This is a genomic window from Lachnospira sp. (assembly GCF_016290755.1).
Classification (GTDB): Bacteria; Bacillota; Clostridia; order Lachnospirales; family Lachnospiraceae; genus Lachnospira; species Lachnospira multipara.
Map to the genome: position 1 here is coordinate 1 of NZ_JAEEVD010000061.1, position 14,231 is coordinate 14,231.

Below are 14,231 nucleotides of genomic sequence, written 5' to 3' on the forward strand. Positions count from 1 at the left end.
CATCCAGATGATAAATTACGTATTGTACCCAATCCATACTTTGTTTCAATATGTTTATCTGGTGTCAATTTTGCCTCATCCACTTGCTGAATGAGCTTTATTTCATTTTCAGACATTTCTTCATTAGCTGTATTCAAATTGAAATACAAGTCATTTTGAAAAATCCAATCTTTTGACTCTTTTTTTTCTGTATATATATCAATCATTCGATGCCACTCCTTTAACAGATTTCATTCTTGATTATTGATAATCCTTACATAAAATATCTAAAATTATACGGTTTATCATAGACCACTAAGTCTTGCTTAGCAACACGAGACAATTTTCAAAACGTGAAAGCACATCTTCAGCTGATTTTTTCGTTGTAGGATTAAATCGTAAATTGAGTGTTGCTGTTCTGATATGCTCCTTTTTTGAGTCATAATTATATTGAAGTATCCAATTAATATATCAGATTTTTATACTTTAACACTCCTCCAATTCTTTGTTAATAACATCAATCCATCCAGCATCTTTACTTTCAAAATTATCCATAAATATTCCAAAATTAGTACTTCCGACAACTGAATCATTTTTTTCAGTATTATGTACACGATCACGCATATCATTGTAGTTTTCTGCTGTAATGTGCTCCATTACAGCATCTATCTGTTCAGCTTTACCTTTATACTTTTCTACACCTGTATATTTTTCGATTAATGATGCATTAACTGATTTTGACGGTGACTTAATAATTTCATCCGTCCAATGCTTTATTATTATTTGCATTGTACAAGGATTAGCAAACATAATCACATTATATGACTTTGTACCTATACCATGAAATTCTCTAATTTTTTTCTTTATATCCTTATATTGTTCATATGGTTTTTTTTCGGTGTCACAAAATATAAGTACCAATTCATAAGAGCCATTCTGAAATTTATCCTGATATCTTGCAGGAATATTCCCATTTCCTTCAGCGTTATCCAAAATAAATTCGTATTGTGAATCCCAAACATTTAATGATTTTAATTTATTTAAATACTGATATTCTTCATTTCCTTCACAGATAACACATATTTTATGTTTGTCAAATAGCTTAGGCAGTTTATTCTGCATCAGACTTTTCTCCCTTCGCATTGCTCTTAATACTTAAAAGTGACTTAATTAACTCTGGATCTGGAAGTGCACCAAGGGTTCCCTTCCTATATTTTTCCATAACATCCGTTGTATCTCGAACACCCATTTGAGCTGTAAAATCAGCGAGTGAATATACATATACTCCATCTTCATCCTTATGAATAAACCATATCTGTTCTTTTCTAAATAATTTTTTACAATCCATTAAATTGATATCATGTACAGTAAATATCATCTGAGCATTGGTATTAAGTTCATTATTAAATAAAGCAACTATAGCTCTAGTTAATTTAAAATGAATACTACTATCTAATTCATCAACAACCAATATTCTTCCTTTTTCTAATGCTTCTATTACATAACTTGCAATTGCTGCTATTTTTTTTGTTCCAGTTGAATCAAATAACATACTTGGTACATGAACGCCCTTATATGTTGACACTAATCTAATTTGATCCATAATATTTTCAGGAATATCTAACGCTTTTTCCTCTGGTCGTTCTTTATCATTTGATTTTAATTGAATTTTTTCTCCTTCAACATATTCAAAGTTATCCATATACAAATCTGCATTTTTTATGAATTCGACTATTTTTTGCTGCAAATTATTTTCATTTTTCATTAATTCAATGGTATGTTCCATTGGAATATTATTCATATTAACAATGTCAATTTTTTGGGCAAATCCAACTAATATATCTTTCATGTTACTCAAGCAATCAAATTGAGTAACATCAACTAAATGTAAAAACAAATTATTTTTAGAAATCATAGCCATCATATTTTGAACCGATTCGTTAGTACAATAATATTCCTGTTGTACTGTATCTCTTTTTAGCATAGTCACTGTCTTCTCATTACCATGCACATCTTTTTTTATTTCAGAAAACGATTCATATATATATTCATTAGTTTTCGCATTATAATTAAAATCATATGAATACTTTTTTCCGCCTTCCAAGAATGTTACTCCTAAATGACACACGTCATCTTTCGTAAAAATACAAGGCATCAAATCATTCTTCTCATTCAATAAAACACTCTTTATAGCTCTTATACATTTAATAAGGCATGTCTTTCCGACATTATTAGGACCATATACTCCAGCTGTTTTAAGGACATTAAAATTATTCTCTCTATGAACATTAGATGCAAACTTCTTATTTCTCATATCTGCCTTCATTGAAAAAGATATCTCATCGGCGAAAACAAAACAATTCTTTGCTCTTATCTCAATAATCATCGTTTAAACCTCCTTTTGAGTATACTTCAATTCCATTATATCATTCTTTATTTTTCATGCAATATTTTTTCACAAAAAATATTATTGTATCCTTTTTCTAACAAATAACAGCTCTATTTATTTCTCGTAATTATAACAACATCATCTTTCTTACCTGAATAACATATTTCTATATCATATTTAATTATTGCTTTTTTATACATATATGCTACATACTGGCGTAACTCGTCTTTTGAATACTCCAATCTAATCCCTATTCTAGGTTCATATATATATTTATCATCACAAACTTTTTTGTATTCAAAGCCATCTTTATCAACATCAGCTGGCGCAAGAGTAACTTTAAAATTGTCAACTTTTACACTTAAGGCATTGCTCTTTATAACTAAACCATCACTTATTCCAAAAACGAATTTTCTTTCAAAATCCTCTAACTTTAATGCAAACTCTTTTTCATGCATATAATCCGATGGTTCAAATTCATATTTACATCCCCATAAAGTTTTATATCCATTTCATTTTCATGTTTTTCTATTTTTTCTTGTACATTTGATACTTCACTAACAATACTTAATTCATTTTTCACTTTTATATCTAAACACTCACTTAAACCCTTAATGAATTTCTCTCCATATTGCATATCTACAAAATATTTCTCTTTATTTTTAGATTGTTCAATTAAATGTGCTTTATAAATTTTCTTCATTACATTCGAAAAATTCTCTAATATTTCCTCAACAACATCACTTGAACCTGCTCCTACTTCATTGAACAACTCATCAATTTCAATTAACCTCTCCTTTAATTTTCTTTGATTATCATAACTTAAAAATTGTCCATAACATTCTGCATCTAATACCTTTTCAGGATCTTTCTTGTATAGTGAAAATTTCATCACAACATACAAGTAATAATCATTCACAATATCACTAGTGATACCATTTTGAATAAAAAAGTATTCATATTTCATCAATGTATCAGAAATTTCTATACGTAAATTCTTATCCATAACACCATAATTTCTCGAAACTGCCCTATAGAAATTATTAATTGCTTTTATAACTTTTTTATCATTAAGCAACTCTTTTACCTTATTTTTAAGATTATTATCTATATAATCTTCACTTTCTCTATAAGCTATCCAATACAACATACAGTGTATTGTCATTATTTTATACACATATATATCATCACGCACAGAATATGTATTACCAATTTCATTTATAAATAAACCTTCTTTTACATAATCTATATAACCGTTTATAATATACCCAAAAATAAGCTCTATAAAACAATCTGCAAGATCCTTGTTAGCACTTCTTCTCAATTCTTCATAAGGCAAATTTATGCTATCGCCATAATATTGAACTATCAATCCTATCCAATATTTAGAATTATAGATTATTCCTTTTTTATCCTGTCTATCCAACAAATAGCCAAGACTTCCCATTAAAGCTTTTAAAGAATCAATTTCTTGATTTTTTTCTTGCTCGTTAAAGTTAATATAATAGGCTAATCTAATCACACTTACAATCATTCGAATTACTTGTTAATAAAGCTTTAGCAACTTTTTCAGCATTGCTATTAGCTTTCTTTGTATCTTTTTCTTTTAACATAATTGCAAGATTAAACTTAAAAAACATTTTAAAATAATCTTCAAATTCATCCAACAATTGCTTTGAAGATATTTTTACCCAATCAGATATTAAAGCAGAAATATGAGATTCACATTTTTTATTCAGATCAGCCTCTTTTTCTAAGTATTCTTTTATCTCATTCTCAACTTCTATATTTCCATAATAAGCTTCAAAAATCCCAAAAATGTTATATAAAATTATAATCAATTCAATAATCAAACATGAAAAAATTAAATTATTAAAATGGCACATATTCATACACACACTTATAAACAACAGTAAAAATTCCATAATAATAATTCTTTTCTGTTTAAAAATACGTGGTTTAATATGCAAATAATAAGCAATTTTTTTAACTCCCATATAAGACTCAGAAATAATACCAGAAAGTAAAGCTACTATAGCAATAGGCAATACTACTATAGATGTTTGTATGGATAATAACCAACTCATATCTTCCATATGGTTTAATGGAGTTTTTATCATACATTTTAAATCTAATAAAAGACCAATAATCAAAATAATAATGGAAAAAACAAGAATAATTTCTTCTATTCTATTTTTTACAAATTGCCAACTCTTTTCTATTAGCTTTTTTAACTTCCCCATTTTGATTCCTTTCTGTATAAAAGCTAAACTATACCTACAATTCTATATTATCACAAATATTGTATAAACAAAGGCAGTGTAGCAATTTCTTTTAACTCAGTCGGAGTACAAGCTCCGACTGAGTTAAACGCTCCGCGAGGATGCGCACGGATTCGGACAGGAATTTGTCTGCAGTAGCAGACCCGAATCCGGCGCGCAAGACTCGCGAGCGAGTCTTGATAAAATGTATCGCTTTATAAAAGTTTAAGAAATTAATTAAGGACTCATTTTAGGGGCTTTAAGTTGAGATTTTTCCTAGTATTTTAGAAAAACAAAACTTTTGTTCCCCTAGAATGAGTTTTTTTATTCTTTTTGTGTTATAGTAATAATTGCATTAGAGATGTATAATAGTAAAATGCATTGCGTACAATGAATATATAGGAGGTCTTTATGGATAAATTCGTTTTACATTCAGAATATCAGCCTACAGGCGACCAGCCCCACGCTATTGAAGAATTAGCCAAGGGTTTTGAAATGGGTAACCAGTTTGAGACTTTAGTAGGTGTAACAGGCTCTGGTAAAACATTTACAATGGCCAATATAATAGAGAAAGTTCAAAAGCCAACCCTTATTATTTCCCATAATAAGACCTTGGCAGCTCAGTTATATAGTGAAATGAAGGAATTTTTCCCAGAGAATGCTGTGGAATATTTCGTTTCATATTATGATTACTATCAGCCAGAGGCCTACGTGCCTCAAAGCGATACCTATATTGCTAAGGACTCGGCTATTAATGATGAGATAGATAAGTTGCGACATTCGGCTACAGCAGCCCTATCAGAAAGAAAGGATGTTATTATTGTAGCTTCCGTATCATGTATTTACGGACTTGGTGCCCCTGTGGATTACCAGAACATGGTAGTTTCTCTCCGTCCAGGAATGGAGAAGGATAGAGATGACATGCTTCGTAGACTTATTGATATGCAGTACATGAGAAGTGACCAGGACTTTAAGCGTGGTACCTTTAGAGTTCGTGGTGATGTGGTGGAGATTTATCCATCAGCTTCATCAGGGGATGCCATTCGTGTGGAATTCTTTGGTGATGAGGTAGATAGAATCTCTGAGATTGATTCATTAACCGGCGAAGTTAAGGCAATTAGAGACCACGTAGCCATTTTCCCAAATTCTCACTATGTTGTAGAGAAAGAGAAGATGATGGCGGCTATTGAGAACATTAAGATAGAGCTTGCAGAAAGAATCAAGTACTTTAAGTCGGAGGATAGACTTCTTGAGGCTCAGAGAATAGAAGAAAGAACTAACTTTGATATTGAAATGATGCAAGAAACTGGCTTTTGCTCAGGTATTGAGAACTACTCAAGACATTTAGCAGGATTGCCAGCGGGTTGTCCACCATATACTTTGATGGATTATTTCCCAGAGGATTTTCTAATAATTGTGGATGAGAGCCACATTACAATTCCACAGGTTCGTGGTATGTATGCTGGTGATCAGTCAAGAAAATCAACACTTGTGGATTATGGTTTTAGACTTCCTTCAGCTAAGGATAACAGACCCCTTAATTTCCCTGAGTTTGAGTCTAAGATTAGCCAGATGTTATTCGTATCAGCTACACCTAGCAAGTACGAAGAGGAGCACGAGCTATTAAGAACTGAGCAGGTTATTAGACCTACGGGACTTCTTGATCCTGAGATTAGCGTTCGTCCTATTGAGGGACAGATTGATGACTTGATTTCAGAGATTAATAAAGAGACAGCGAAGAAGAATAAGGTTCTTGTTACAACTCTTACTAAGAGGATGGCTGAGGATTTGACAGAGTATCTTAAGGAAGTGGGCATTAGGGTTGAATACCTTCATGCAGATATTGATACCATGGAGCGTCAGAGAATAATTCGTGATATGCGACTTGATGGCTTTGATGTTCTTGTAGGTATTAACTTACTTAGAGAAGGTCTTGATATTCCTGAGATTAGCTTGGTGGCTATTCTTGATGCAGATAAGGAAGGTTTCTTAAGAACTGAGACTTCCCTTATTCAGACTATTGGTCGTGCCGCAAGAAATGCAGAGGGTCATGTAATTATGTATGCAGATACTATTACAGATTCTATGGATAAGGCTATTAAAGAGACAGAGCGTCGTCGTGAGATTCAGGCAGCTTATAATAAGGAACATGGCATTACCCCTCAGACTATTAAGAAGGCGGTTCGTGACCTTATTACTATTACAAGGGCAGCAGATCCAGATGCAGGTTCAGATAAGCTCAAGGTGGATTACGAGTCCATGTCTATTAAGGAACTTGAGAAGGTTAAGAAGGAAATCGAGAAGAACATGCGTAAGGCTGCAGCAGAGCTTAACTTCGAATTGGCAGCAGAGCTTCGAGATAAGATGATAGAAGTTAATAAATATATTTATGAAAATAAGTAAGATAGGAAGGAATAAATGAGTAATTTGAGTAATAAAGATATTCATCGCGGCAACTTCAAGGAATACATTAAAATTCGCGGTGCAAGTGAACATAACTTAAAGGGTATCGATGTAGATATTCCAAGAAACAAACTTGTTGTTTTAACTGGACTTTCAGGTTCAGGTAAGTCAAGTTTAGCTTTTGATACTATTTATGCAGAAGGTCAGAGAAGATATATGGAGTCTCTATCTTCATATGCTAGACAGTTCCTCGGTCAGATGGAAAAACCACAGGTGGAATTAATTGAAGGATTATCACCTGCAATTTCAATTGATCAGAAGAGTACTAATAGAAACCCTCGATCTACAGTGGGAACTGTTACAGAAATTTATGATTATTTCAGACTTCTATATGCAAGAATTGGTATTCCTCATTGTCCAAATTGTGGTAAGGAAATCAACAAGCAGACAGTAGATCAGATGGTTGACCAGATTTTAGAGTTACCAGAAAGAACTAAGATTCAGATTCTTGCTCCTGTTGTAAGAGGCCGTAAGGGTGAGCATGTGAAGTTATTTGAACAGGCTAAAAAGCAGGGCTATGTAAGAGTTAATGTAGATGGTGAAACTTATGATTTATCAGAAGAGATTAAGCTTGATAAGAATAAGAAGCACAATATCGAAATCGTTGTAGATAGATTAGTGGTTAAGGAAGGCATTAATAAGCGTCTTACAGATTCTGTGGAAACAGCTCTTAAGCTTGCTGAGGGCGTAATGATGGTAGATGTTATTGGTGGCGAGCCTATTAACTTCTCTCAGAGTTTTGCCTGCCCTGATTGTGGTATTTCAATTGATGAGATTCAGCCAAGAAGCTTCTCATTTAATAACCCATTTGGTGCTTGTCCAGATTGTTTAGGTATTGGATATACAATGAATTTTGATACAGAACTTCTTATTCCAGACGAGAGCCTTTCAATTAATGAAGGAGCTATTGCAGGACATGGCTGGCAGTCTGTATCTGATCCTAAGAGTTGGACTGGTGCTATTATGAACGCAGTGGCTAAGGAGTTTAAATTCTCCCTTGATACACCATTTAAGGACTATCCAGACGAGATTAAGGATATCATTATTAATGGTACTAAGGGCAAGTCAGTTAAGGTTAAGTATAAGGGTCAGCGCGGCGAAGGCGTTTACGACATTGTGTTTGACGGACTTATTAACAACATGGAAAGAAGATATAAGGAAGCTGGTTCTGATAATGCTAAGCAGCAGTATGAAGAGTTTATGAGAATCAGACCTTGTAAGACTTGTAAGGGTAAGCGACTTAAGGAAAGCTCATTAGCGGTAACTATTGCAGATAAGAATATTTACGAGATCACTAATTTACCAATTTGTGACTTGTCTGATTTTTTGGAAAATATGAATCTAACAGAACGTCAGCTCTATATCGGTGCTGAGCTTCTTAAGGAAATTAAGGCGAGAGTTAAGTTCCTTATTGATGTAGGTCTTGACTATCTTTCCCTTTCAAGAGCTACAGGAACCTTGTCTGGTGGTGAGGCACAGCGTATTCGTCTTGCAACTCAGATTGGTTCTGGCTTAGTAGGTGTTGCCTATATCCTTGATGAACCAAGTATTGGTCTACATCAGAGGGATAATGACAAGCTCCTTGGCACTTTGACACATTTGCGAGATCTTGGAAATTCAGTAATCGTAGTTGAACATGATGAGGATACTATGAAAGCTGCAGACTTCATTGTGGATATCGGCCCTGGTGCTGGTAAAAATGGTGGAGAAGTTGTAGCCACTGGTACTGCTAAGCAGATTATGGAATGCAAGAATTCCCTTACGGGCGCATATCTTAGTGGTCGTATTAAGATTCCTGTACCTAAGACTCGACGTAAGCCAACAGGTTGGATTAAAGTTAAGGGCGCAAGAGAGAATAACCTAAAGAATATTGATGTGGACTTCCCACTTGGGGTAATCACTTGTGTTACTGGTGTTTCTGGTTCAGGTAAGAGTTCATTGGTAAATGAAATTCTACATAAACATTTGGCAAAATCCCTAAATAGAGCAAGAATCATTGCAGGTGATCACGATGATATTGAGGGTATCGAGCAGCTTGATAAGATTATTGATATTGACCAGAGCCCAATTGGTAGAACACCTCGTTCAAATCCTGCCACATATACAGGTGTATTTGACCAGATTCGTGACCTCTTTGCAGGTACTGTGGATGCCAAGGAGAGAGGTTATAATAAAGGCCGTTTTAGTTTCAATGTAAAGGGCGGCCGTTGTGAGGCTTGTTCGGGAGATGGTATCATAAAGATTGAGATGCATTTCCTCCCAGATGTTTACGTGCCTTGCGAGGTTTGTGATGGTAAGCGTTATAATAGAGAAACTCTTGAGGTAAAGTATAAGGGCAAGTCTATCTATGACGTCCTTGATATGACTGTTGAGGAAGCTGTGGATTTCTTTGAAAATGTACCATCAGTTAAGCGTAAAATCGAAACTTTAAATGACGTAGGTCTTTCATATATCAAGCTTGGTCAGCCATCTACTGAGCTTTCAGGCGGTGAGGCTCAAAGAATTAAGCTTGCAACTGAGCTTTCAAAAAGAAGTACAGGTAAGACAATTTATATCTTAGATGAGCCAACAACTGGCTTACATTTTGCTGATGTTCATAAGCTTGTTGACATTTTACAAAAGCTTGCTGAAGGTGGTAATACAGTAGTTGTAATTGAGCATAATCTTGATGTTATTAAGACAGCAGATTACATTATTGATATGGGACCTGAAGGTGGTGCTAGAGGCGGTACGGTTATTGCTAAGGGCACACCAGAAGAGGTTTGCAAGGTTAAGAAATCTTACACAGGTAAGTATCTTAAACAATATTTGTAAGATTTTGTAAAAAAGAGACATGAATTGGAGTTAGTTTAATGATAAAAGCAGTAATTTTTGATATGGACGGAGTTATGATTGATACAGAGCGTCAATCAAACCTTGGATGGCAATGGGCTGCAGGGCAAAAGGGCATTGAGCTTCCTAATTGGCTTATGGATGAATTTAAGGGAGCTTCGCCTAGTGATAGCGCTCTTAAGTTTAAGGAATACTTTGGAGATAGAGCCGATTTCTGGGAAGTAAGAGAATTAAGAACTCAGTTTGTCTATAAGCTTAGAGAGACGGAAGGGGTTCCTGTAAAAAAGGGACTTTTTGAACTTCTAGATTTCATTAAGGAAGCTGGGCTTAAGTGTGCGGTGGCTACTTCAACAAGAAGAGAGTCGGCTTTTAAGAATTTAACTAGCATAGGAGCTTTCGATTATCTTGATGGTATTGCTTATGGTGATGAGATTGAGCATAGTAAGCCAGCACCTGATATTTTCTTAAAGGCAGCAGGCCTTCTTGATACTAAGCCGGAAGAGTGCGTGGTAATTGAGGATAGTATCAATGGAATTAAGGCAGGGCATGCCGCTAATATGAAGGTGGTTCATGTACCAGATACTATTATGATTAAGGATGACGTTAAAAAGCTTTGCTACAGTATAAAAGAGGACTTAAGCCAGGTGATTGATGTTATAAAAGAGCTTAATAATTAGTTTTACAATAATTTAATAAATATAAACCGGGGCATTGCTATATATAAAGAAGAGTAGAATTAAGATTTCTTAATTCTACTCTTTGTGCTTTGTTATAGTGTTAATAATCTATCCCTTATTCTTGCTGCCCTCAATCATGTCTCTTACAGCCTGCATTCTTCTATCTAAGTCAGCACTTAGAGAAGCACATTCGTAAAGCTCGTTAGAAGTAAGGGTAAGCATAACTGGATCCATGTCCTTTTTGTAGCGCATCTTGTGATCAAGGTTAGCCCAGAATTCCATAGCAATTGTACGGAGCTGAACTTCCACCTTCATGAAGCGTTTTTCATTTTCAAGGAAAATAGGTGTCTCAATAATTAAGTGAAGACTTCTATATCCGTTGCTTTTTGGCTCTTTAATGTAATCCTTTCTTTGTAATAAACGGACATCGTCCTGTTGCAAAAGGCAGTCCGCAAGAAAATATACATCATCTACGAAGGAGCAAACCACACGAACACCGGCCACGTCATACATATTCTTTTCGATGGACTTAAGTCCTAGTGGTATATTTTTACGACGAAGCTTTTCTGCAATACTTTGTGGTGACTTAAGTCTTGTAGAAATTGATGAAATTGGATTTCTTTCATGGTCTAGTGAAAATTGCTCGTTTAAGACCTTGAATTTAGTCTCCACCTCAAGCATGGCACATTTATAATTCGCAAGCATCTGCTGTGTTTCTTTAAAAATTTTCTCAAGTTCGGATAGTGGAATTTCCCCATCGCTAACCATTCTAGCAATTTGCTTGGCATTGTATTCATCACTTACTTTGCTGTAAGCTGAGTTGCTGTATAAATTGTTCGCATTAATATCCATATCGCTTTAGTAAAACCTCCAATGTATTTCTATTTAGTAAATTATAGCATTAATTTTCTATTAGTTGTTAGAATTTACTATGAACTTTATTATTTTATAATAAGTGTAAAAAAGTATTGCTTTGCGTTATAATATTAGTTGATAATTTTATATCTGAAATGTATAATAAAAAGACGTCATTTTGATGGTAATTGGAAAATGTTACATTTTCTAATTCATATAGATTAAGAATAGGAGGACAATTAATTGAACAGCGAGTTAGTATTAGTACTTGATTTCGGTGGACAGTATAATCAGCTTATAGCAAGACGTGTACGTGAATGTAATGTATACGCAGAAGTTATCCCTTATACTACTAAGTTAGAGGATATTATCGCAAGAAAGCCAAAGGGTATCATTTTTACAGGTGGTCCTAATAGTGTTTATGAGGAAGAATCACCTAGTTATGATAAGGCTATCATGGAAGCAGGTATACCTATTCTTGGTATCTGTTATGGTTCACAGCTTATGGCTCATAAGCTTGGTGGTCAGGTTTTAACTGCACCAGTTAGTGAATATGGTAAGACAGAGGTAGAAGTAGATGTTAATTCTAAGTTATTTGAAGGCGTTAGCCCTAAGACAATAACTTGGATGAGTCATACAGATTATATTGCTAAGGCTCCAGAGGGCTTTAAGGTAATCGGTCATACTCCAAACTGCCCAGTTGCAGCTATGGAAGATGAAGCTAAGAAGTTATATGCAGTTCAGTTCCATCCAGAGGTTATGCACTCTGTTGAGGGACAGAAGATGATTAGAAACTTCTTATATAATGTTTGTGAATGTAGTGGTGATTGGAAGATGGATTCTTTCGTTGAAACTACAATTGCCCAGATTCGTGAAAAGGTAGGCGACGGTAAGGTTTTACTTGCTCTATCAGGTGGTGTTGATTCATCTGTTGCAGCTGGTTTACTTGCTCGTGCTATTGGAAAGCAGCTTACATGCGTATTCGTAGATCACGGTCTTTTAAGAAAAAATGAAGGCGATGAGGTTGAGGCTGTATTTGGCCCTAATGGTAATTTCGACCTTAACTTTATTCGTGTTAACGCTCAGGAGCGTTATTATAGCAAGCTTGCTGGTGTTACAGAACCAGAGGCTAAGCGTAAGATTATTGGTGAAGAGTTCATTAGAGTTTTCGAAGAAGAAGCTAAGAAGATTGGTGCTGTTGATTTCCTTGCACAGGGAACTATTTACCCAGACGTTATTGAATCAGGTCTTGGTAAGTCAGCAGTAATTAAGTCTCACCACAACGTTGGTGGTCTTCCAGATTTCGTTGATTTCAAGGAAATCATTGAACCACTTCGTATGTTATTTAAGGATGAGGTTCGTAAGGCTGGTCTTGAACTTGGTCTTCCAGAAAATCTTGTATTCCGTCAGCCATTCCCAGGCCCAGGTCTTGGAATTAGAATTATCGGTGAAGTAACAGCTGAGAAGGTTAAGATTGTTCAGGATGCTGATTACATTTACAGAGAAGAACTTGCTAAGGCAGGGATTGATAAGAATCTTGGTCAGTACTTCGCAGCACTTACTAACATGCGTTCAGTAGGTGTTATGGGTGATGGCAGAACATATGATTATGCTATCGCACTTCGTGCCGTTATGACATCAGATTTCATGACAGCTGACTGTGCTCAGATACCTTGGGATGTATTAACTAAGGTAGCTAACAGAATTGTTAACGAAGTTAAGGGTGTAAACCGTGTAATGTATGATTGCACAAGTAAACCACCAGCTACTATAGAATTTGAATAAGCCTGTAGTTAAATATAAGTGATATGAATTATTTCATAAAGCAGCAGAATTTTTAAACATAAATTCAGTATATATTCAAAGCTACTATATGTGCGAGAGCCATATAGTAGCTTTTTTGTTTTAGGTGAGAAGTATGATAATAAAAAATTTAAGTGTAAAACGTGGAAAAAACACAATTTTAAAAAATATTAATTTAGAGATAAAAAAACAAGATAGTAAAAACGTTATTTAATGGGAGCAATAATTGCAATTGAAATATTATTAGATGTGTTGGAATTATTGAATGTTATACATGTTGAAAATGGTGTTGATACAATTTATTCATTTTGGCAAATGTTATCATGGATATTTATAGTGGGATATTGTATATGGGATTATTATGGATATTTTTACCTTTGTAACGATACAATGCTGTTACTAAGTCCAAGATCAAAATATGAAATACTTAAGAAAAAGGGTGTTATTTATTTTGGATTTATGATGTTGTATTTTACGCTAGGTTTAGTAAGATATTTAGCATTAAATCAGTTTAGTATGTCATTAAAGATGAAGATTTGTGGAATTTATTTTATTAGTAAAATTGTGGCAGTAATTTCATTTTTATTATTATTAATTTTTTTGTTGCAGCTAATCAAAAATATTGACAACAAGTTCTTAGCTCTTCTTACGTTGTTAATAATAGGTGGAGTGATAGTAGGCTTAGAAGCTTATTTTTTATGTGCCAACATAACTTCTAATAGTGACATTACATGGATAATCGGCGTGGTCGACGGAAAAAAAGGAATAAATAGTTATGCATGTATTTTACCAATCTCTTTTATAAATGAAAATGAAGGAAATGTGGTAGAATCATTTTACATTATTACTGTTTATGCAAATATTTTAATTGGGTTCGTTTCTTATGTTTTGTCGAAGATTATGTATAAAACTAAGAAGTATAATTATGTAGCTTTATAAAATGGTTAAGTATGTCTATAAAATTTTATTGAG

Annotated in this window: 11 protein-coding genes and 1 pseudogene; 5 read left to right on the forward strand and 7 right to left on the reverse strand. The window is 34.1% G+C overall.

Annotated features, from left to right (window positions below):
• From QVA17_RS11125 to QVA17_RS11150, 6 genes and pseudogenes are all read right to left on the reverse strand, one after another.
• Positions 1 to 206, reverse strand: a pseudogene (locus QVA17_RS11125) (DUF4869 domain-containing protein); the annotation flags it as partial.
• Positions 207 to 465: 259 nt separating this feature from the next.
• Entirely contained in the window at positions 466 to 1,101 is a 636-nt protein-coding gene (locus QVA17_RS11130) for a hypothetical protein (RefSeq protein ID WP_287388936.1), read from the reverse strand.
• On the reverse strand, positions 1,091 to 2,365 hold the full coding sequence (locus tag QVA17_RS11135; RefSeq protein ID WP_287388937.1) for an AAA family ATPase: 1,275 nt from the start codon (positions 2,363 to 2,365) through the stop codon (positions 1,091 to 1,093). The genes QVA17_RS11130 and QVA17_RS11135 overlap by 11 nt, the downstream gene beginning before the upstream one ends.
• Positions 2,366 to 2,478: 113 nt before the next feature.
• On the reverse strand, positions 2,479 to 2,826 hold the full coding sequence (locus tag QVA17_RS11140; RefSeq protein ID WP_287388938.1) for a hypothetical protein: 348 nt from the start codon (positions 2,824 to 2,826) through the stop codon (positions 2,479 to 2,481).
• Positions 2,802 to 3,902: a hypothetical protein gene (locus tag QVA17_RS11145; protein ID WP_287388939.1), complete on the reverse strand. Its 1,101-nt coding sequence runs from the start codon at positions 3,900 to 3,902 to the stop codon at positions 2,802 to 2,804. The genes QVA17_RS11140 and QVA17_RS11145 overlap by 25 nt, the downstream gene beginning before the upstream one ends.
• Positions 3,883 to 4,611: a hypothetical protein gene (locus tag QVA17_RS11150; protein WP_287388941.1), complete on the reverse strand. Its 729-nt coding sequence runs from the start codon at positions 4,609 to 4,611 to the stop codon at positions 3,883 to 3,885. The genes QVA17_RS11145 and QVA17_RS11150 overlap by 20 nt, the downstream gene beginning before the upstream one ends.
• A 429-nt stretch (positions 4,612 to 5,040) precedes the next feature.
• Here QVA17_RS11150 and uvrB point away from each other — a divergent pair, with 429 nt between their 5' ends.
• Genes uvrB through QVA17_RS11165 form a run of 3 tightly spaced genes read left to right on the forward strand, consistent with a single transcriptional unit; the run spans position 5,041 to position 10,601 of the window.
• A complete protein-coding gene (gene uvrB / locus QVA17_RS11155; protein WP_287388943.1) occupies positions 5,041 to 7,032 on the forward strand; it encodes an excinuclease ABC subunit UvrB in 1,992 nt (663 codons plus the stop codon).
• Positions 7,033 to 7,047: 15 nt separating this feature from the next.
• Positions 7,048 to 9,906 carry an excinuclease ABC subunit UvrA gene (uvrA, locus tag QVA17_RS11160; protein WP_287388945.1) on the forward strand — a complete coding sequence of 953 codons (2,859 nt, stop codon included), beginning with the start codon at positions 7,048 to 7,050 and terminating at the stop codon, positions 9,904 to 9,906.
• Positions 9,907 to 9,944: 38 nt separating this feature from the next.
• Positions 9,945 to 10,601 carry an HAD family hydrolase gene (locus QVA17_RS11165; RefSeq protein WP_287388946.1) on the forward strand — a complete coding sequence of 219 codons (657 nt, stop codon included), beginning with the start codon at positions 9,945 to 9,947 and terminating at the stop codon, positions 10,599 to 10,601.
• Between the two features lie 108 nt (positions 10,602 to 10,709).
• Here the strand turns inward: QVA17_RS11165 and QVA17_RS11170 are convergent, their stop codons facing one another.
• A complete protein-coding gene (locus QVA17_RS11170; RefSeq protein WP_330635201.1) occupies positions 10,710 to 11,453 on the reverse strand; it encodes a GTP pyrophosphokinase in 744 nt (247 codons plus the stop codon).
• A 246-nt stretch (positions 11,454 to 11,699) separates the two neighbouring features.
• Between QVA17_RS11170 and guaA the strand changes: the two genes are divergently transcribed.
• On the forward strand, positions 11,700 to 13,241 hold the full coding sequence (gene guaA / locus QVA17_RS11175; protein WP_287388948.1) for a glutamine-hydrolyzing GMP synthase: 1,542 nt from the start codon (positions 11,700 to 11,702) through the stop codon (positions 13,239 to 13,241).
• Between the two features lie 231 nt (positions 13,242 to 13,472).
• Complete coding sequence (locus QVA17_RS11180; protein ID WP_287388950.1) at positions 13,473 to 14,198, forward strand: hypothetical protein; 726 nt, start codon at positions 13,473 to 13,475, stop codon at positions 14,196 to 14,198.
• The last annotated feature ends 33 nt before the right edge of the window (positions 14,199 to 14,231 follow it).